This window comes from Streptomyces sp. NPDC001410 (genome assembly GCF_042895235.1).
Lineage (GTDB): Bacteria > Actinomycetota > Actinomycetes > Streptomycetales > Streptomycetaceae > Streptomyces.
This window is the reverse complement of the sequence record NZ_JBIAWE010000004.1, coordinates 93,193-113,217: the sequence shown is the minus strand read 5'-3', so window position 1 is coordinate 113,217 and position 20,025 is coordinate 93,193. Positions and strand designations below refer to the sequence as shown.

Here is a 20,025-nt window from a genome sequence, read left to right as displayed (position 1 = left end):
GGCAGGGTGAGGGCGTCGGCCGTCGCGTCAGCCGTTGCGCGGGCCGGGGAAGGCCGTCGGCCTGGCGTCTTCGCGCAGCGTCGGGCTGCCTGCGGTCGGCTGGGTCGGCATGGAGCGGGCCGCGGGCACCGTCGGCACCGTGGGCAGGCTGGGCAGGCTGGGCAGGCCGGCGCTCACGTTGAGCGTGCGGGTGCCGGACGGCTCCGTCGACCGCTCCGTCTCGGCCGTCGCCTGGGCCGCGGCGCGGCGGGCGCCGTAACGGCGGTGCACCGCCTGCTTGGTGACCCCGAGGGCAGAGCCCACCGCGTCCCAGGAGAAGCCGAGTGAGCGGTCGAAGTCCACGGCGGCCGTGACCAGGGTTTCGACACTGTCCCGGAGTTCCTGGGCGAGGCGGACCGTCGGGGCGGGGGCGCGTCCGTAGACGACGAAGCCCGTGGACGGGCCGGAGCGGCGCGGGCGGTAGACGTTGCCCAACTGGGCGGTCAGCGTGCGCAGTGCGTCCACCTGTCGGCGGACCCGCTCGATGTCCCGCACCAGCAAGTGCAGGCTGGCCCGAGCCTGGGCGTCGTGGGTTGCGTGGTCGGCCATGAACAAGCCTCTCGAACCGGCGTTGAAAGGAATTGGGCCGCCAAAGCGGCCCGATGTGGTCAACTCTCTCTTGACCAACGCGTTTGCGCTCCGCTGGTCACGGGGTGGGGGCGTGCGGGCATATGCGTACGCCTGATCTCCCACCCGCGCACCCCCCGGATTCCATCGTCATAGACTTGTGCGTTGCCCGTCCGACCCCGCCCGAGAGGCCCCAACCCACCCATGAAGCTCGTCTTCGCCGGTACCCCCGAGGTCGCCGTTCCCGCTCTGGACGCTCTCATCGCCTCCGGGCGGCACGAGGTGGCCGCCGTCGTCACGCGGCCCGATGCGCCGGCCGGGCGGGGGCGCAGGTTGGTCGCGTCGCCCGTGGCCGAACGGGCGGAGGAGGCCGGGATCGAGGTGCTGAAGCCGGTCAGGCCCAGGGACCCGGAGTTCCTGGAGCGGCTGAAGGAGATCGGCCCGGACTGCTGCCCCGTCGTCGCCTACGGCGCCCTGCTGCCCAAGGCGGCTCTGGACATCCCGGCGCAGGGCTGGGTCAACCTGCACTTCTCGCTGCTGCCCGCCTGGCGCGGGGCAGCCCCCGTGCAGCACTCCATCATGGCGGGCGACGAGATCACCGGCGCCTCCACCTTCCTCATCGAGGAGGGGCTCGACTCGGGTCCGGTGTACGGCACCGTCACCGAGGAGATCCGGGCAACCGACACCAGCGGGGACCTGCTCACCCGGCTCGCGTTCGCGGGTGCCGGGCTGCTCGCGGCGACCATGGACGGCATCGAGGACGGCACGCTGAAGGCCGTACCGCAGCCGGGGGAGGGCATCACCCTCGCGCCGAAGATCACCGTCGAGGACGCCCAGGCGGACTGGGCCGCGCCCGCGCTGCGGGTCGACCGGGTGGTGCGCGGCTGCACGCCGGCGCCCGGCGCCTGGACCACCTTCCGCGCCGAGCGGCTCAAGCTCATCCAGGTCCGGCCCGTGCCCGAGCGCACCGACCTCGCCCCGGGGCAGCTCGCGGTCGGCAAGAACAGCGTGCACGTGGGCACCGGGTCGTACGCCGTCGAGCTGCTGTGGGTGCAGCCGCAGGGCAAGAAGCCGATGCGGGCCGCCGACTGGGCGCGCGGGGTGCGCATCGCCGAGGGCGAGCGGCTCGGGAGCTGAGGCCCGCGCACCTGAGCCCGGGCCCCGGAAGGTGGGGGTGGCGGTGTCCCGACGTACGCTGGGAACCGCACCCTCTTCTTCACATCCGGAGCACCTTTTTCGTGAGCGAGCAGTCCCGGCGGCCGCACAGGCCGGCCAAGCCCTACCGCCGTCCCCAGAAGGACCCCGTCCGCATGCTCGCCTTCGAGGCGCTGCGCGCGGTGGACGAGCGGGACGCCTATGCCAACCTCGTGCTGCCGCCGCTGCTGCGCAAGGCGCGGGAGAAGCAGGGACCCGAAAAGTTCGACGCGCGGGACGCCGCCCTCGCCACCGAGCTGGTGTACGGGACGCTGCGCCGGCAGGGGACGTACGACGCCGTCATCGCCGCGTGTGTCGACCGGCCGCTCAGGGAGGTCGACCCGCCGGTGCTCGACGTGCTGAGCCTCGGTGTCCACCAGCTGCTCGGGACGCGGATTCCCACCCACGCGGCCGTGTCCGCCTCCGTGGAGCTGGCGCGGGTGGTGCTCGGGGACGGGCGGGCCAAGTTCGTCAACGCCGTGCTGCGCAAGGTCGCGCAGGACGACCTCGACGGGTGGCTGGAGAAGGTCGCGCCGCCCTATGACAAGGATCCCGAGGACCACCTCGCCGTGGTGCACTCGCACCCCCGCTGGGTCGTCTCCGCGCTGTGGGACTCCCTCGGCGGCGGGCGGGCCGGGATCGAGGATCTGCTGGAGGCCGACAACGAGCGGCCCGAGGTGACCCTCGTGGCGCGGCCCGGGCGGGCCACCACCGAGGAGCTGCTCCGCGAGGACGCGGCTGTGCCGGGGCGCTGGTCCCCGTACGCAGTGCGGCTCACCGAGGGCGGCGAGCCGGGTGCCGTCGAGGCCGTGCGCGACGGGCGGGCCGGTGTGCAGGACGAGGGCAGCCAGCTGGTCGCCCTCGCGCTGGCCAACGCCCCGATCGACGGCCCCGACGAGAAGTGGCTCGACGGCTGCGCCGGCCCCGGTGGCAAGGCCGCGCTGCTGGCCGCCCTCGCCGCCGAACGCGGAGCCGCGCTGCTCGCCTCCGAGAAGCAGCCGCACCGGGCGGGCCTGGTGGCGAAGGCCCTGCACGGCAACCCGGGGCCGTACCAGGTCATCGCCGCCGACGGGACCCGGCCGCCGTGGCGGCCCGGCACCTTCGACCGCGTCCTGATGGACGTGCCGTGCACCGGGCTCGGCGCTCTGCGGCGGCGCCCCGAGGCCCGGTGGCGGCGGCGCCCCGAGGACCTGGACAACTTCGCGCCGCTCCAGCGCGCCCTGCTGCGCACCGCGCTGGATTCGGTGCGCGTCGGCGGCGTCGTCGGCTACGCCACCTGCTCGCCGCACCTAGCCGAGACCCGGGCGGTCGTCTCCGACGTGCTCAAGCAGTACCCGGAGGCCGAGCTGATCGACGCCCGGCCGCTGCTTCCCGGCGTCCCCGCGCTCGGCGAGGGACCGGACGTGCAGCTGTGGCCGCATCTGCACGGCACCGACGCGATGTACCTGGCGCTCATCCGCCGCACCGGCTGACGGCACCGGCGGCCGCCGCCGGGAGGTGCGGTCGGCCGCCCCCGCTTACGCTCGGGATGTCCCGACACGGTGGGGTCGCCATGGTCCTCGATCTGATGCTGATCGCCCTTGCCATCACGCTCGATCCGTTGCCGCTCGCCGCGTTCGTCCTGGTGGTGGCTTCGGCGAAGGGCGTGTGGAAGGGACTCGTCTTCATCCTGAGCTGGCTGGCGTCCCTGGTCGCGATGATCGCCATCGTCCTGGCCCTGACCGGTGGACATCCTCCGGCACCGAGATCGGCGCCGTCGACGGCCGTGCTCGCGGCGAAGCTGGCGATCGGGGTCGGGCTCGTCGTCTACGGCGAACTCCGACGCCGCCGCATGGTCGCCGAACTCGGCCACCGGCGCCCACCGGAGCAGCCGAGCCTGACGTCCGACCTCGACCGCACCACGGTGTGGACCTCGGCGGGCCTGGCCGTGCTGCTGCAGCCCTGGGGCATGGTCGCTGCGGGAGCGACGACGGTGGTGTCCGCCGATCTGTCCCACCGGGTGACCTGGCTCGTCCTCTTCGCCTTCTGCCTGCTCGCCACGGCGAGTCTGCTGGCCATCGAGCTGTACGTGGTGTTCGTGCCGGAGAAGGCCAAGCCCCGGCTGCTCCGGCTGCGTGCCTGGACGAAGGGCCACCAGCAGCAGGCGATCGTGATCCTCTGCCTGGGCCTCGGGCTCTACCTCACCGGGAAGAGCATCTACCAGCTCACCGCGTGAAACAGCCTTGCCACATGTCCTGCCGGCCGGTTGTCCACAGGTACCCGCATACAGTCCTACAAGTGTGATGAACGGTCTCGCCTGTGGACCGGCGCGAACATCAGTGCCCCGGACATGGCAGGCTTGGGTCATGGCCGCGCAGATCAACCCCAGCATCCTGTCCGCCGACTTCGCCCGCCTCGCGGACGAGGCGAAGGCGGTCGAGGGAGCCGACTGGCTCCACGTCGACGTCATGGACAACCATTTCGTCCCCAACCTCACGCTCGGCGTGCCGGTCGTGGAGTCGCTGGCCCGTGCGACGGACACCCCGCTGGACTGCCACCTGATGATCGAGAACCCCGATCGCTGGGCGCCCCAGTACGTCGAGGCGGGGGCCTCGTCCGTCACCTTCCACGTGGAGGCGGCGGCCGCCCCCGTGCGGCTCGCCCGGGAGGTCCGCGCCAAGGGCGCCCGCGCTTCCATGGCGCTGAAGCCCGCAACGCCGATCGAGCCGTACGAGGACCTCCTCCCGGAGCTCGACATGCTGCTGATCATGACGGTCGAGCCGGGCTTCGGCGGCCAGGCCTTCCTCGACATCATGCTGCCCAAGATCCGCCGCACCCGTGAGCTGATCGGCAAGCACGGCCTCCAGCTGTGGCTGCAGGTCGACGGCGGCGTGTCGGCGTCCACGATCGAGCAGTGCGCGGACGCGGGGGCGGACGTCTTCGTCGCCGGTTCGGCGGTTTACGGGGCCGCGGACCCGGCAGAGGCGGTGCGGGCGCTGCGCGCCCAGGCGGATTCCGCGACCGCCAAGGCCTCATGGGCATGCGACCACTGAGCCACGGCTACGTGAACGGTTAAGTGCTCGGCGCCCTTCAGGGCACGTCAGTTCCGCCGAATCTGCAAGGATGAACGGCGAATCCAGAGTGTGAACAGCAGTGAGGAGATCGCCGTGTCGGGTATGTCGGCGGGCCGGTCAGCCATGCGGATGGGACCCGCTGAGCTGGTGCAGGCGGCGGCCATGGCCCGCCGCTTCTACCTCGAGGGCAAGTCCAAGATCCAGATCGCGGAGGAGTTCGGCGTCAGCCGCTTCAAAGTGGCCCGGGTCCTGGAGACCGCTCTCGAACGGGATCTCGTACGTATCGAGATCCGTGTGCCGGCCGAACTGGACGCCGAGCGCTCCGACGCGCTCCGCGCCCGGTACGGCCTGAGGCACGCCGTCGTGGTCGAGTCCCCGGCCGAGGCCGAGGAGACCCCCGACCCCGAGAACCTCGGCGAGGTCGCCGCCGACCTGCTCGGCGAACTCGTCAACGAAGGGGACGTGCTCGGGCTGGCCTGGGGCCGGTCCACCATCCACATGGCGGCGGCGCTCGACCGGCTGCCGCCGTGCACGGTGGTGCAGCTGACGGGCGTGTACGACGCCGGGACGTCCGAGCGCGGCTCGGTCGAGGCGGTGCGGCGTGCCGCACAGGTCTCGGGCGGTGACGCGCACCCCATCTACGCGCCGATGCTGCTGCCGGACGCGGCCACCGCGGCCGCGCTGCGCAACCAGACGGGGATCGCCCGGGCCTACGAGTACTTCGACAAGGTCACGGTCGCCTGCGTCTCCATCGGCTCCTGGGAGCCGGGCATCTCGACGGTGCACGACATGCTCAGCGACGAGGAGCGCGCGCACTACGCCTCGCTCGGTGTCGCCGCCGAGATGGCCGCGCACCTCTTCGACGCCGAGGGGCGCCGGGTCGGACGGGACCTGGGGGAGCGGTGCATCACGGTCAAGGCCGACCAGCTCCGCCGTATCCCCGAGGTCGTGGCGATCGCCGGCGGGCAGCGCAAGGCCTCCGCGATCGACGCGGTGCTGCGCTCCGGGCTGGTCACCAGCCTGGTGACGGACACCTCGGCCGCCGACTACCTGATGACGGCGGGGCCGACGCCGAAGCCCGCGCTCAGCCGCACGGACCCGGACGGAGTCTGACGGCGGGTCGTGGCGACGCCGTTACGGGACGGCCGTGGCAGCATCCTCGGCATGCTGCTGCGGTTCGTCCCCTCGCCGTTCCCGCGGCGCGCTCCCCGCGCGCTCGCCGGGCTGCTGGTCTGTCTCTCCGTGCTGCTCTCCGCGCTGCTCTCCGTCCTGCTGACGGGCTGCTCGTCGGGCAAGGGCGGGCCCTTCCCGTACGCCCGGGACGGGGTCGTCTTCGGGAACTTCGAAGGGTTGCTGTGATCACTACAACTCGTTCCGGGCGGTGCTGAGATGAGTGAAGACCTGGCGGGCCGGCTCACGGTCACCCTCGACCTCGGGGGTGTCACGGACAAGGCGGGCCTGATGGACCGCACGGCCCGGGCCCTGGCGCTGCCCGACTGGTTCGGCCGCAACTGGGACGCGCTGGTGGACTCCCTCTCCGACCACACCGTCTGGCCCGAGGGCGCCGTCGAGCAGGGACTGCTGGTCGTCGTGCGGGACTGGCGGCCCTACGCCGAGGCGAACCCGGGCGAGTGGCGGACCGCGCAGGACGTGTTCGCCGAGGCGGTGGACCGCACCCCCGCGCTCGCCGTCGTCCTGGCCCTTGGAGGATCCTCCTAGACCCGCCCCGACCAGCCTGGATGTTCTGTGGGGGCATGACGGGCACCCCGTCATGGGACAATGAAGTACGTGCTCTTTTCCCCCTGGCGCACCCGTCGGGGGGTCACCTCTGATCGACTGGGATGTGCGGCACGTGCGTTTCCTCAATGACATCCAGCCCGCGTACGACCTGACGTACGACGACGTCTTCATGGTGCCCAGCCGCTCCGCGGTGGGCTCGCGTCAGGGCGTGGACCTCGCCTCGCCCGACGGCACGGGCACCACCATCCCGCTCGTGGTCGCCAACATGACCGCCATCGCCGGCCGCCGCATGGCCGAGACGGTCGCCCGGCGCGGCGGTCTGGTGGTCATCCCGCAGGACATCCCGATCGACGTGGTCACCGACGTCATCACCTGGGTGAAGAGCCGCCACCTGGTGCTGGACACCCCGATCGTGCTGGCCCCGCACCAGACCGTCGCCGACGCCCTGGCCCTGCTGCCCAAGCGGGCGCACAACGCCGGTGTGGTCGTCGACGAGGACCACCGGCCCGTCGGTGTCGTCACCGACGCGGACCTGAGCGGCGTCGACCGCTTCACTCAGCTCGAAGTGGTCATGTCCAAGGACCTGCTGCTGCTCGACGCGGACATCGACCCGCACGAGGCCTTCAGCACCCTGGACGCGCACAACCGCCGTTACGCCCCGGCCGTCGACAAGGACGGCAAGCTCGCCGGCATCCTGACCCGCAAGGGCGCCCTGCGCGCCACGCTGTACACGCCGGCCACCGACGCCGAGGGCAAGCTGCGCATCGCCGCCGCCGTCGGCATCAACGGCGACTTCGCGGACAAGGCCAAGCAGCTGCTCGACGCGGGCGTGGACACGCTCGTCATCGACACCGCGCACGGCCACCAGGAGTCGATGATCAGCGCGATCAGGCAGGTGCGCGCCCTCGACCCGCAGGTGCCGATCGTCGCGGGCAACATCGTCTCCGCCGAGGGCGTCAAGGACCTGATCGACGCGGGCGCGGACATCATCAAGGTCGGTGTCGGACCGGGCGCCATGTGCACCACCCGCATGATGACCGGCGTGGGCCGCCCGCAGTTCTCGGCCGTCCTGGAGTGTGCCGCCGAGGCGAAGAAGTACGGCAAGCACGTGTGGGCCGACGGCGGTGTCCGGCACCCGCGCGACGTGGCCATGGCCCTCGCGGCCGGCGCGTCCAACGTGATGGTCGGCTCCTGGTTCTCGGGCACCTACGAGTCCCCGGGGGACCTCCAGCAGGACGCGGGCGGTCGCCTGTACAAGGAGTCGTTCGGCATGGCCTCCGCGCGCGCGGTGAGCAACCGTACGTCCGAGGAGTCGGCCTACGACCGCGCCCGCAAGGCGCTGTTCGAGGAGGGCATCTCCACCTCCCGGATGTTCCTCGACCCGGCCCGCCCGGGCGTCGAGGACCTGATCGACTCGATCATCGCGGGCGTCCGCTCCTCCTGCACCTACGCGGGTGCCGGCTCCCTGGAGGAGTTCGCCGAGAAGGCCATCGTCGGCATCCAGAGCGCCGCCGGCTACGCCGAGGGCAAGCCGCTGCACGCCAGCTGGAGCTGACCCCGAAATCGCTTCCCCGCGGCCCCCGTCGTTCCCCTCTCGGGAACGGCGGGGGCCGTCCGCGTGCACGGGGTCACGGGGAGCCGGAAGAGGGTGCACCGTGGGGCCGGTGAGGTGCCCGTGCAACGGTCCGCAGCCCACGCGCAACGATTTGTCATACCGGCCCGATGAACGCAATGATCATGCGGGGATGCGCAAGGTTGCTGCATTACGCCCGTTAAGGCCCGCCTCATAGGGTGCTGCGCTGTACGTGGTGTGGCGGGGACTCCGCTCGGTGGGTTCCTGCCCTGCAGGCCCCTGCCGGTCCCCGTCCGTCCTTCCCGGCATCGAACAAGGAGCCAGCGCGTGCTCGACCAAGGCGCACCCCCGCAGAACCACACAACGGCCGCCCCCGCGTCCCTGGGCGTCGCCGCGCGCCTCATGCGTCGCAAGCCGGTGGAACACCTGGTCGCGGAGGGCGGCCAGGGCGAGGGAGGGCAGCTGAAGCGCTCTCTCGGGCTGTGGCAGCTGACCATGATCAGCATCGGTGCCACCCTCGGCACCGGCATCTTCGTCGTCCTCGGTGACGCCGTCCCGGAGGCCGGTCCCGCGGTCACCCTGGCCTTCGTGATCGCCGGTCTCACGGCTCTCTTCTCGGCCCTGTCGTACGCCGAACTGGCGGGCAGCATCCCGGTCGCCGGCTCCTCCTACTCGTATGCGTACGCAACGCTGGGCGAACTGGTCGCCTGGGTCTGCGGCTGGTGCCTGGTGCTGGAGTACGGCGTGTCGGTGGCCGCCGTCGCCGTCGGCTGGGGCGAGTACCTGAACGAGCTGCTCGACGGCACCATCGGCGTCACCATCCCGGACGCCCTGTCCTCGGCCCCGGGCGAGGGCGGCATCATCAACCTGCCCGCCCTGATCGTCGTCCTCCTGGCGATGCTGTTCCTGCTCGGTGGCGCGCGTGAGTCCGCCCGCGCCAACACGATCATGGTCTGCGTGAAGATCGCCGCCCTCGTGCTGTTCTGCGCGATCGGCTTCATGGGCTTCAAGTCCGGCAACTACGCCGACTTCATGCCGCTCGGCATGTCCGGGGTCAGCGCCGCCGGTGCCACGCTGTTCTTCTCGTACATCGGCTTCGACGCCGCCTCCACCGCCGGTGAGGAGGCGAAGAACCCCAAGCGGGACCTGCCGCGGGCGATCATGCTGTCGCTGATCATCGTGACCGCGCTGTACGTGCTGGTCGCGGGCGTCGCCGTGGGCGCCTGGAACTGGAAGAAGTTCGACGGCTCGGAGGCCACTCTCGCCGCGATCATGAACGATGTCAGCGGCCAGACCTTCTGGGGCACCCTGCTGGCGCTGGGCGCGGTCATCTCCATCGCGAGCGTGGTGCTCACCGTGCTCTACGGCCAGACCCGCATCCTCTTCGCGATGTCCCGCGACGGCCTGGTGCCGAGGGCGCTCGGCAAGGTCCACCCGAAGACCGGCGCTCCCCGCCTCAACACGGTGCTCGTGTCCCTCTTCTGCGGTGTGCTCGCCGCGCTCATCCCGCTCGGCAAGCTCGTCGACGCCACCAGCATCGGCACGCTGTTCGCCTTCGCCCTGGTCAACGTCGCGGTCGTCGTCCTGCGCTACAAGCGGCCGGAGCTGGAGCGCACGTTCAGGGTGCCGTTCGGCCCGGTCCTGCCGGTGCTGGGCTTCCTGTTCTGCGCGTACAACATGTTCAGCCTCGACACCGTCACCTGGGTCGTCTTCGGGTGCTGGATGGCCGCCGGGCTCGTGTTCTACTTCCTGTACGGATACCGCCGTTCCCGTCTCGCGACGCAAGAAGCTCTTGCGACACAAGAAGTGAAGTGAACCACCCCCTGTGCTGAACGATCTCGACGAACGCATCGTGCACGCCCTCGCCGAGGACGCCCGCCGCTCCTACGCGGACATCGGGCAGATGGTCGGCCTGTCCGCGCCCGCCGTGAAGCGGCGCGTGGACCGGCTGCGGGCCACCGGAGCCATCACCGGATTCACCGTCCGGGTGGATCCGGCGGCACTCGGCTGGGAGACCGAGGGGTACATCGAGATCTACTGCCGGCGCAACACCTCGCCGGAGACCATTCAGCGGGGCCTGGAGCGGTACCAGGAGGTCGTGGCCGCGTCGACCGTCACCGGCGACGCGGACGCGATCGCGCAGGTCTTCGCGTCCGACATGCGTCACTTCGAGCGGGTGCTGGAGCGTATCGCCGGCGAGCCGTTCGTCGAGCGGACCAAGTCGGTGCTGGTGCTTTCGCCGTTGCTGCGCCGCTTTTCGTCAGGGGCGCCGGGGTAAGGGCGGGTTCCAGCGCGGGGCGCTTTGCCGGATGGCAAAGCGCCCCGCGCTCTATTCCGGGGTCTTCCGCGCCAGCGCGTTGTTGCCTATCGAGTTGCGCACGCTGAAGCTCACCGCGTCCGGCCGATACCGGTCGTCCGACCACTCCACCGGCCGCCCTTCGCGGGTCGTGGTGACCCTCCGCACCCGCAGCAGCGGACTCGTGCGGCGAACCCCCAGCAACTCGGCGTCCTGCGCGCCGCAGGCGACCGCGTCGATGACGTGCTCGCCGTAGGCGAAGACCAGGCCCGTGTCGTCGTAGAGGCGCTGGGTGACGGAGGGGCACTCGGGCTCGATCGGCTCGACCGCCGGTGCGATCCAGTCGGCGTACACCGTGCGCTCGAGCAGCACCGGCTCGCCGTCCAGGCCGCGCACGCGCAGCACGTGCAACACCTTTGTCCCGGCGGGCAGTTGGAGCCGTACCGCGTCCTCCTGAGTGGCCGGGCGGTACTCCTGTGCCACCACGTGTCCGGTGGCCTCGCGGCCCATCGCCCGCGCCCACTGGGCGAAGCTGCGCAGTTCCTCGAAGCTCTGACTGCGGCGGCTGGCGAGGACCACGCGCCGGGCGCCCTGGCGGGAGCCGATCAGGCCCTCGGAGGTGAGGGCGGCGACGGCTTGCCGGACCGTGCCGCGCGAGACGCCGTAGCGCGTCGCGAGTTCCGCCTCCGAGGGCAGCCGGCTGCCGACCGTGTACTGCTCGCGGTCGATCGCGCGCCGCAGCTCGTCGGCGATCTCCTCGTGTCGCGCGGTCATGCTTCCCCTCTGCTCAGGTCGCTGTGCACAACGTGACCAGCGTAATCGAGACCTGAGCGTGATCTGTAACGGTCTGGATTGTGCACACAACAAGGGCTCAAAGTTTCGTCGCGGTTTACAGACAGGACACCTGCGCCGGGCGTACTGTGACGCAACTTGTTCATACAAGTTCTCCGCAGTTCCCCAACGCACCGCCCAACCCTCGTGCGCACCCCTGGAGAGACCGTGACCGTGTCCCTGCCGAGAAACGCCGTCCTCGGCGGCTCCCTCGCCGTCGTCGCCGCGCTCGCGCTGAGCGCCTGTGGCGCCGCCCCCGACAACGCGTCCACCAAGACCAAGGACGGCAAGAACGCCGCCACCGCCACCTCCGCGGCCGACTTCGGCGGCCTCGACGCCCTCGTCAAGGCGGCCAAGAAGGAGGGCACGCTGCACATCATCGCGGTGCCCCGCGACTGGGCGAACTACGGCGCCATCATCGACGGCTTCCAGAAGAAGTACGGCATCAAGATCGAGGACGAGAGCCCCGACGGCTCCAGCCAGGACGAGATCAACGCCGTGACCTCGCGCAAGGGCCAGGACCGCGCCCCGGACGTCCTCGACCTCGGCTCCTCCTTCGCCCTCAGCGCCGCACAGCAGGGCCTGCTCGCGCCCTACAAGGTGGCCTCCTACGACCAGATCCCCGAGGGCCAGAAGGACCCGCAGGCCCGCTGGTTCAACGACTACGGCGGCTACATCTCCATCGGCTGCGACGCCAAGCGCGTGAAGGCCTGCCCGACCACCTTCAAGGACCTCCTCAAGCCGCAGTACAAGGGCCAGGTCGCGCTCAACGGCAACCCGACCAAGTCCGGTTCGGCCTTCGGCGGCGTCTACGCGGCGGCCCTCGCGAGCGGTGGCTCGTTCGACAGCATCCAGCCCGGCCTCGACTTCTTCGCCAAGCTGAAGAAGAACGGCAACTACACGCCGGTCGAGTCCACCCCGGCCACGGTCGAGAAGGGCGAGACGCCCATCAGCATCGACTGGGACTACCTGAACGCCGGCTACGCCGACGAGTTCAAGTCCAAGGGCGTCGACTGGAAGGTCGCCATCCCGAGCGACGGCCAGTACGCCCAGTACTACTCCCAGGCCATCAACAAGGACGCCCCGCACCCGGCGGCCGCCCGCCTGTGGCAGGAGTACCTGTACAGCGCCGAGGGCCAGAACCTGTGGCTCAAGGGCTACGCCCGCCCGGCGCTGATGACCGCCATGGAGAAGGCCGGCACCCTCGACAAGACCGCCGCCGCCAAGCTCCCGAAGGTCACCGGCACGCCCTCCTTCCCGACCGAGGACCAGCAGAGCAAGGCGAAGACGGTCATCGCGCAGGGCTGGGGTAAGGCCGTCTCCGGATGACCACCGCTCTCCCCCGTACGGACGTGGCGCCCGTCGCTTCGGCGAAGCGGCGGCGCCGCGCCCCCGGCTGGCTGGCCGTGGTGCCGCTGCTGGTGTTCACGGCGATCGCCTTCGGGCTGCCCGCCCTAGCCATCCTGGACGGCGCCTTCACGGTCAAGGACCAGACGACCGGCGCCGCCTCCTACACGGCCGAGAACCTCTCGACCTCGCTGCAGGGCCCGTACCTCACCGCGCTGGTGGGCAGCGTGAAGCTGTCGGCGATCTCCGCCGCGCTCGGTGCCCTGCTCGGGCTGCCGCTCGCGCAGGCCGTGGTCAGCTCCCGCTCCCGCGCGCTGCGCGAGGCCGTGCTGACCGCCTCCGGTGTGCTCGCCAACTTCGGCGGCGTCCCGCTGGCCTTCGCGTTCGTCGCCACCCTCGGCAACGCCGGCGTCCTGACCGTGCACCTGGGCCTCACGGACAAGGGCTGGGACCTCTACAGCTTCTGGGGCCTGGTCCTCGTCTACCTGTACTTCCTGATCCCGCTGATGGTCCTCACCATCACCCCGGCCCTGGACGGTCTGCGCGTCCAGTGGCGCGAGGCCGCGCTGAACAACGGCGCCACCGGTGTGCAGTACTGGCGGCACGTGGCCCTGCCCGTGCTCGCGCCCTCCCTGCTCGGCGGTCTCGTGCTGCTGTTCGGCAGCGCCTTCGCGGCCTACGCCACCGCCGCCGCGATGGTGGGCAGTGCGGTCCCGCTCGTCACGCTGCAGATCGCCGACGCCCTCTCCGGCAACGTGCTGGTCGGCCAGGAGAACGTCGCCCTCGCCCTCAGCCTCGACATGGTGCTGGTGGCGGGCCTGGTCATGGCCGTGTACCTGCCCCTGCAACGACGGAGCGCCCGATGGCTCGACGCCTGACCCCCTGGCGCTGGGCCGTCCTCGGCCTGGCCGCGCTGTACTTCCTGGTGCCGCTCGCCGCGTCCGTGATCTTCACGGTCGACGTGCCCGGCCAGGGCGTCACCTTCGACGCCTACACCCGGATCCTGTCCACGCAGGGCTTCACCTCCAGCCTGCTGCTCTCGCTGGAGCTGTCCGTGGCCACCATCGCGGTGGTCCTGCTGCTGATGGTGCCCGCCGTGGTCGCGCTGCGGCTCGGCGCGCCCCGGCTGCGGCCCGTGGTCGAGGTGGTCTGCTCGCTGCCGCTGGTGGTACCGCCGATCGCGTTCGTCGCCGGCATCGTGACCGTGCTGAAGTGGGGCCCGGAGCATCTGTCCCGGACCCCGCTGTTCCAGACGTTCGTGGTGATCCAGAACGAGAACTTTCCGATCGTGCTGGTCCTCGCGTACGTCGTGATGGCCCTGCCCTTCGTCTACCGAGCCCTGGACGCGGGCTTGCGCGCCATCGACGTACGCACCCTCGTCGAGGCCGCCCGCAGCTGCGGCGCCTCCTGGCCGCAGGCCCTCGTCCGGGCCGTGCTGCCGAACCTGCGCGGGGCGCTGCTGAACGCGACCTTCCTCACGCTGGCGCTGGTGCTCGGCGAGTTCACCGTCTCCCACCTGCTCGGCTACGAGCCCTTCGCCGTGTGGATCTACAACGTCGGCGGCTCGCAGGCCCAGATGTCCGTCGCCGTGTCCGTGCTCAGCCTGCTCGTCACCTGGGTCCTGCTGCTCGCGCTCGCCGGCGCCGGCGGACGTACCCGAACCGCTTCCTCCCGGGGATGAACCATGACCGTCACCACGCTTGAGAAGGCGACCGCCGAAACGGCCGCCACCGTCGAATTCCGGGGGCTGCGGAGGGAGTTCGGGGCCACCGTCGCCCTCGACGGGCTCGACCTGACCGTGCACCCGGGGGAGTTCCTGGCCCTGCTCGGCCCGTCCGGCTGCGGCAAGACCACCGCGCTGCGCATGCTCGCCGGGTTCGAACACCCCGACTCCGGTGCGGTGCTGGTGGACGGCGAGGACGTCACCCACGTCCCGGCCCACCGCCGGGACGCCGGGATGGTCTTCCAGTCGTACAGCCTCTTCCCGCATCTGAACGCCGTCGACAACGTCGCCTTCGGGCTGCGCATGCGCAAGGTCCGTACGGCCGAACGGCGCTCCCGCGCCGCCGAGTTGCTGGAGCTGGTCGGGCTCGGCGACAAGGGCGAGCGGTACCCGCACCAGCTCTCCGGCGGCCAGCAGCAGCGCATCGCGCTCGCCCGCGCCCTCGCCCTGCGCCCGCGCGTCCTGCTGCTCGACGAGCCGCTGTCCGCGCTGGACGCCAAGGTGCGCCTGACCCTGCGCGAGGAGATCCGCCGGCTCCAGCAGGAGCTGGGCATCACCACCCTCTTCGTCACCCACGACCAGGAGGAGGCCCTCTCGGTCGCCGACCGGGTCGCCGTCATGCGCGCCGGACGGCTCGAACAGTGCGCCGAACCCGCCGAGCTGTACGGCCGCCCCGCCACCGCCTTCGTCGCCGAGTTCGTCGGCACGATGAGCCGGATCCCGGGCGAGCTGAAGGACGGCACCGTCGAGGTACTCGGGCAGCGGCTCCCGGCCGACGGCGAGGTGCCGGACGGCGCGGTCGACGTGCTGGTGCGGCCGGAGTCCGTCCAGGTGCGGGCCGACGAGCAGGGCAGCGCCCGAGTCGTCGCCACCGCCTTCCTGGGCGCCGTCGTCCGGGTCACCGTACGGCTCGCCGACGGCACCGAGGCCAAGGCCGACCTGCCCGCCCACGAGGCCGCCGGGCTCGGCGCCGGAGCCGCCGTCGCCGTGTCGCTGCCCGAGCGCCCCGTGCTGGTGGCCGAACGTATCCAGAAGTGAGGAACGACAACAACGTGACCCCCCACAACCCCGTACTCCCGCTGCAGGCCGTCCTCTTCGACATGGACGGCACGCTCGTCGACACCGAGCGCCTGTGGTGGGAGGCGGTCGAGCAGGTCGCCGGACGCGCGCTGAGCGAGGCCGACCAGCCGGAGGTGCTCGGCCGGGCCGTGGAGCACACCGCCGCCTGGCTCGCCGCCGGCGCCACCGGTCGGACCGAGGCCGACGTCGCGGCCGAGCTGCACCGCGAGTTCGCCGACCGCGTCCGCACCGGGATCGTGCCCCGCCCCGGCGCACTGGACCTGCTGGACGCGCTGGCCGCCGCCGGCGTCCCGACCGCCCTGGTCACCGCGTCCCCGCGCGCGGTCGCCGACGTCGTGCTCGACGCCCTCGGCGCCGGACGGTTCGCGGTCTCCGTCACCGCCGACGACACCGCCCGCACCAAGCCGGCACCCGACCCCTACCTCGCCGCCTGCCGGGCGCTCGGCGTCGACCCGGCCGCCTGCGTGGCCGTGGAGGACACCGAGACCGGTGTGGCCTCCGCCGAGGCCGCCGGGTGCGCCGTGCTCGCCGTGCCGTCCCTCGCGCCGATCGGCGCCGCACCCGGGCGGACCGTGCGCGACAGCCTGGTCGGTGTCACGCCCGAGGAGCTGCGCCGGATGATCGCGCCCGAACTCCGCGTCATGAGCTGGAACCTGTGGCTCGGCGGCAGTGAGGTCGACGACCACCGCGCCAAGCAGGTCAAGGCCGTCCTGGAGAGCGGCGCCGACGTCGTCGGGCTCCAGGAGATCGCCGGCACGGCCGCCCAGGAGCTGGCCGAGGCCCTCGGCTGGCACCACCACCGGGCGGGCGAGAACCTCGGCGTCATCAGCCGGCACCCGATCACCGCTCGCTTCGGCGACCCCGAGGTCGGCTTCTACGGCGCCGCCGGCGTCCGGATCCGGGTCGCGCCCGGCCGCGAGGTCGACGTGTGGACGGCTCACCTGCACTACACGCCGTACGGGCCCTACGAGGCCGTTTTCGACGGGCTCGGCGCACCCGAGCTGATCGCCCACGAGGACGTGCGGCTCGCTCAGCTGCGGGACGCGCTGCACCGGATCGCCGAGTCGTCCCGCGACGGCGTGCCGGTGGTCCTCGTCGGCGACTTCAACTGCCCTTCGCACCTGGACTGGCCGGACGTGGCCTGGCCGGTGACGCGGGCGGCGGCGGACGCGGGGTTCGCGGACTCCTACCGTGAGGTCCACCCCGACCCGGTGGCCGAGCCGGGACACACCTGGTCGCCGATCCACCCGGTGCACGAGGACGGCAGCGGACGTCCGGAGCCGCAGGACCGGATCGACTACGTCCTGCACCGCGGCCTGAGCGTGCGCGACGCGCGGACCCTCGTCGTCGGCACCCCGCGCCCGTGGCCCGACGTCGCGGGCAACGACTGGCCCTCGGACCACGCGGCCGTCGTGACCACCTTCGAACTGCCTCGGAAGTGACCCGTGGTTACCGCAGGTCACCATTGCGGACCAGGTGGCGATCCCGTAGGTTGTGCCGGACTTTCCACTGCTACTGACTGGTAACACGGGCAGGTACCCCATGCGCTGGCCCGTCGGCCGCCCCACCACCGTCCGCGCGCGGATCGTGGCGCTCGCTCTCACCCCGGCCGTCGCGCTGATGGCCCTGTGGAGCTTCGCCATGGTGTCGGTCACCGCCGAACTGCGCGCGCTGATCCGGCTCCAGGGGGTGTACGAGGACTTCGGCACCCCCGTGGACACCGCGATCGGGCAGATCCAGATCGAACGCCGGATGTCCGCCGCCTACCTGGGCGCCCGCCTGGACACGGCGACGGCGGGGGACCTGCTCGGCCAGCAGCGCCGTACCGACCGGGCCGTCGACGCCATGCGGCACGCGGTCCGGGACGGCGACCGCGGACGGCTCACGGACCGGCAGCGGCAGGCCCTGGACACCATGGTCGCCGCCACCGGGAAGCTGGAGGCGCTGCGTGAGCGCGTCCTGTCCAGGAACATCAGCTGGGACCAGGCGGTCGACGACTACAGCGCGCTCGTCGAGCCCGGCTTCGACGTGCAGTCCACGCTCACCGCGCTCCAGGCCGGGCAGCTCGCCCGGGAGTCGCAGGTCGTCATCGAGCTGGTGCGGGTACGGGAGTTCGTGTCCCGGGAGGACGCCCTGGTCGCCGGGGCGCGGGCGGCCGGGATCCTGACCGACCGGCAGTACGACACCCTGACCGCCACCATCGAGGACCGGCGCGTCTTCGAGCGGACGTACGTACCGGACCTGCCCGCCGACTCGCGCGGCCTCTTCGAGGAGTTCCAGCGCGGTGACCTCTACCGCTCGCTGACGCAGGGCGAGGACGCGCTGCTGCGGTCCGGGGCCGCGGGAGCCGGGCAGGCCGTCGCGGCGGACACCTGGCGGACCACCTCCGACCGTGCCGTCAAGCGCTATATGCAGTTGTGCACCCGCTCCGCCGAGAACTCCGCGGCGCGCGGCCGGGACTTCGCCTACCACGAGCTGACCAAGGCCGCCGTCGTCGGCGCGGTCGGACTGGCCGCCGTCGCACTGTCCCTGTGGTTCGCGGTGCGCGGTGCGCGGCGCATCTCGCGGCGCCTGGAGATCCTGCGGGACGCGGCCGACGTGCTGAGCACACGCAAGCTTCCGGACGTGATGCGCAGGCTGAGCGCCGGCGAGGACGTGGACGCGCTGGCCGAGGCGCCGCCGCTCGCCGCCGACGAGATCAGGGACGACGAGATCGGCCAGGTCGGCCGGTCCTTCAACACCGCGCGGCTCGCCGCCGTGGAGGCCGCCGTCCGGCAGGCCACCCTGCGCCGGGGCCTGTTCGCGGTGCTGCTCAACATCGCGCGCCGCAACCAGGCGCTGGTGCACCGGCAGCTGAAGCTCGTCGACACGCTGGAGCGGCGCACCGAGGACCCGGACATCCTGCGCCAGCTGTTCCGCATCGACCATCTGACGACCCGGATGCGCCGGCACGCCGAGAGCCTGATCATCCTCTCCGGCTCGGCGCCCGGCCGCCGTTGGCGCAGGCCCGTGCCGGTCGCGGACGTCGTCGCCTCGGCGGTGAGCGAGATCGAGGACTACGCGCGCGTGGTGGTGCCGCCGATGCCCGAGGTCGGCGTCGCGGCGGACGCGGTCGCCGACGTCGTCCATCTCGTCGCCGAACTCCTGGAGAACGCCACGGCGTTCTCGCCCCCGCACACCCAGGTCACCCTGCGCCCCGGGCGGGTCGGCAGCGGCTTCGTGCTGGAGATCGACGACCGCGGGCTCGGCCTCGACGCCGAGCAGCGCGCGGAGGCCCACCGCACCCTCACCGACGCCGACGCCTTCGACCCCACCCGGCACGACCGGCTCGGCCTGTACGTCGTCGGCCGCCTCGCCGCCCGGCACGGCATCGAGGTGAACCTGCGGGACTCGCCGTACGGCGGTACGACCGCGGTGGTGCTGCTCCCGGAGGGGGTGCTGGCGGCGGTGGAGCCGACGGGCGCGCCGTCCGCCGGGGCCGAGGGACGGGACCCGGTGGCCCACCCGCCGGCCTCGGCCGAGCTGCCGAGGCCGGTCGAGCGGACGGCACCGGTCGAGCGGAAGGCGCCGGTGCTGGAGCTGCCCACCAGGAAGCGGCCGACGTCCCGGCCCGCCGTCGCACCCGGACCTGCACCGCACGAGCCCCGCAGGCTGGAGGCCCCCGGTTCGGAGGTCGCCCCTGGTCTGGAGGTCGCCCCCGGCCCGGGGGACGCTCCCGGCTTGGAGGTTGCCCCCGGTCTGGGGGGCGCTCCCGGCCTGGAGGTCGCCCCCGGTCCGGAGGCTGACCCCGGCTTGGAGGTCGCTCCCGGCCTGGAGGTTGCCTCCGGTCTGGGGGGCGCTCCCGGCTTGGAGGTCGCCTCCGACCCGGAGCCCACCCCCGCCCTTCCCACCCGCACCCGCCAGGCGTCCCTCGTCCGCGAGCTGCGCGACGATCCGCCGCCCCGTGACACGGAACCCGAGCGCGAGGTCGACGCCGACGAGATGAGGGCGATCTTCGGCGCCTTCCAGCGAGGCCTGGACCGAGGCCGCAAGGGCGTTCCCTCGCCTCACGGGCAGACGGCACCGCAGCTCCCCAGGGGCGCGAGGAACGGCGCGACCAGCCCCCACCAACCCGCACCCGACCACGAAGGGACGGACACCGACGATGCCCGGTGACGAACACGGACCCGAGCAGTCCGTCGAGCCCAGCGGAGCGCCCGGCACGGATCTCGGCTGGCTGCTCGACGACCTGGTGGCCCGGACCGACCATGTCCGCCAGGCGGTGCTGCTGACCGCCGACGGCCTGCCGCTCAGCTGCTCGGAGGGGATGCGCCGCCGGGACATCGAGCACCTGGCCGCCGTCTGCTCCGGCTTCCACGGCCTCGCCCGCTCGGCGGGGGAGCGGTTCGAGGCGGGGGAGGTGCGGCAGACCATGGTCATGCTGGAGGACGCCTACCTCTTCATCACCCCGGCCGGTCACGGCAGCCGTCTCGCCGTGCTGAGCGAGGCGCGGACCGACGTCGGACAGCTCGCCCACGAGATGGCCCTGCTCGTCCGCCGCCTCGGCCGCCACCTGGACGCCGCCACCCGCTCGGCCCCCTGA

The 20,025-nt window shown here is 72.1% G+C and carries 19 protein-coding genes; 17 read left to right on the top strand and 2 right to left on the bottom strand.

Annotated features, from left to right (window positions below; all coding sequences use genetic code 11):
* Positions 1–27: 27 nt before the first annotated feature.
* Positions 28–588, bottom strand: coding sequence for a hypothetical protein (locus ACFY3C_RS09910; protein WP_390770422.1), 561 nt, complete (start codon positions 586–588; stop codon positions 28–30).
* 222 nt (positions 589–810) lie between these two features.
* On the opposite strand from ACFY3C_RS09910, the gene fmt reads away from it, so the two are divergent.
* The 10 genes from fmt to ACFY3C_RS09860 all read left to right on the top strand — a co-directional run bounded on the left by fmt (position 811) and on the right by ACFY3C_RS09860 (position 10,444).
* On the top strand, positions 811–1,743 hold the full coding sequence (fmt, locus tag ACFY3C_RS09905) for a methionyl-tRNA formyltransferase (protein WP_390770421.1): 933 nt from the start codon (positions 811–813) through the stop codon (positions 1,741–1,743).
* 101 nt (positions 1,744–1,844) lie between these two features.
* Positions 1,845–3,272: an RsmB/NOP family class I SAM-dependent RNA methyltransferase gene (locus ACFY3C_RS09900; protein WP_386574895.1), complete on the top strand. Its 1,428-nt coding sequence runs from the start codon at positions 1,845–1,847 to the stop codon at positions 3,270–3,272.
* An 80-nt stretch (positions 3,273–3,352) separates the two neighbouring features.
* Positions 3,353–4,015, top strand: coding sequence for a GAP family protein (locus tag ACFY3C_RS09895; protein WP_390770614.1), 663 nt, complete (start codon positions 3,353–3,355; stop codon positions 4,013–4,015).
* Positions 4,016–4,145: 130 nt separating this feature from the next.
* Positions 4,146–4,832 (top strand): ribulose-phosphate 3-epimerase, encoded by a 687-nt coding sequence (gene rpe / locus ACFY3C_RS09890; protein ID WP_386574897.1) that lies wholly within the window; start codon positions 4,146–4,148, stop codon positions 4,830–4,832.
* Positions 4,833–4,922: 90 nt separating this feature from the next.
* On the top strand, positions 4,923–5,966 hold the full coding sequence (locus ACFY3C_RS09885) for a sugar-binding transcriptional regulator (RefSeq protein ID WP_386574898.1): 1,044 nt from the start codon (positions 4,923–4,925) through the stop codon (positions 5,964–5,966).
* A gap of 9 nt (positions 5,967–5,975) precedes the next feature.
* On the top strand, positions 5,976–6,212 hold the full coding sequence (locus ACFY3C_RS09880) for a hypothetical protein (protein ID WP_390770420.1): 237 nt from the start codon (positions 5,976–5,978) through the stop codon (positions 6,210–6,212).
* 30 nt (positions 6,213–6,242) lie between these two features.
* Positions 6,243–6,572: a barstar family protein gene (locus ACFY3C_RS09875; RefSeq protein ID WP_389183179.1), complete on the top strand. Its 330-nt coding sequence runs from the start codon at positions 6,243–6,245 to the stop codon at positions 6,570–6,572.
* A gap of 133 nt (positions 6,573–6,705) precedes the next feature.
* A complete protein-coding gene (locus tag ACFY3C_RS09870; RefSeq protein WP_390770419.1) occupies positions 6,706–8,148 on the top strand; it encodes a GuaB1 family IMP dehydrogenase-related protein in 1,443 nt (480 codons plus the stop codon).
* Between the two features lie 345 nt (positions 8,149–8,493).
* Positions 8,494–9,981, top strand: coding sequence for an amino acid permease (locus ACFY3C_RS09865; protein ID WP_386574904.1), 1,488 nt, complete (start codon positions 8,494–8,496; stop codon positions 9,979–9,981).
* A gap of 10 nt (positions 9,982–9,991) precedes the next feature.
* Positions 9,992–10,444, top strand: a complete 453-nt coding sequence (locus tag ACFY3C_RS09860; protein ID WP_030343799.1) for an Lrp/AsnC family transcriptional regulator — start codon at positions 9,992–9,994, stop codon at positions 10,442–10,444.
* Positions 10,445–10,495: 51 nt separating this feature from the next.
* Here ACFY3C_RS09860 and ACFY3C_RS09855 read toward each other — a convergent pair whose 3' ends face one another.
* Positions 10,496–11,236, bottom strand: coding sequence for a GntR family transcriptional regulator (locus tag ACFY3C_RS09855; protein ID WP_390770418.1), 741 nt, complete (start codon positions 11,234–11,236; stop codon positions 10,496–10,498).
* Positions 11,237–11,461: 225 nt separating this feature from the next.
* On the opposite strand from ACFY3C_RS09855, the gene ACFY3C_RS09850 reads away from it, so the two are divergent.
* From ACFY3C_RS09850 to ACFY3C_RS09820, 7 genes are all read left to right on the top strand, one after another.
* The gene (locus tag ACFY3C_RS09850; RefSeq protein WP_390770417.1) at positions 11,462–12,622 is read left to right on the top strand and encodes an ABC transporter substrate-binding protein; all 1,161 of its coding nucleotides are present in this window, start codon (positions 11,462–11,464) and stop codon (positions 12,620–12,622) included.
* Positions 12,619–13,518, top strand: coding sequence for an ABC transporter permease (locus ACFY3C_RS09845; protein ID WP_389183196.1), 900 nt, complete (start codon positions 12,619–12,621; stop codon positions 13,516–13,518). The genes ACFY3C_RS09850 and ACFY3C_RS09845 overlap by 4 nt, the downstream gene beginning before the upstream one ends.
* Positions 13,503–14,321 carry an ABC transporter permease gene (locus ACFY3C_RS09840; RefSeq protein WP_386574908.1) on the top strand — a complete coding sequence of 273 codons (819 nt, stop codon included), beginning with the start codon at positions 13,503–13,505 and terminating at the stop codon, positions 14,319–14,321. Before ACFY3C_RS09845 ends, ACFY3C_RS09840 begins: the two co-directional genes overlap by 16 nt.
* A 3-nt stretch (positions 14,322–14,324) precedes the next feature.
* The gene (locus tag ACFY3C_RS09835) at positions 14,325–15,401 is read left to right on the top strand and encodes an ABC transporter ATP-binding protein (RefSeq protein ID WP_390770416.1); all 1,077 of its coding nucleotides are present in this window, start codon (positions 14,325–14,327) and stop codon (positions 15,399–15,401) included.
* A 14-nt stretch (positions 15,402–15,415) separates the two neighbouring features.
* The gene (locus tag ACFY3C_RS09830; RefSeq protein ID WP_390770415.1) at positions 15,416–16,885 is read left to right on the top strand and encodes an HAD-IA family hydrolase; all 1,470 of its coding nucleotides are present in this window, start codon (positions 15,416–15,418) and stop codon (positions 16,883–16,885) included.
* A 100-nt stretch (positions 16,886–16,985) separates the two neighbouring features.
* Positions 16,986–19,598 carry a nitrate- and nitrite sensing domain-containing protein gene (locus ACFY3C_RS09825; protein ID WP_390770414.1) on the top strand — a complete coding sequence of 871 codons (2,613 nt, stop codon included), beginning with the start codon at positions 16,986–16,988 and terminating at the stop codon, positions 19,596–19,598.
* Positions 19,588–20,025, top strand: a complete 438-nt coding sequence (locus tag ACFY3C_RS09820; RefSeq protein WP_386574913.1) for a roadblock/LC7 domain-containing protein — start codon at positions 19,588–19,590, stop codon at positions 20,023–20,025. The genes ACFY3C_RS09825 and ACFY3C_RS09820 overlap by 11 nt, the downstream gene beginning before the upstream one ends.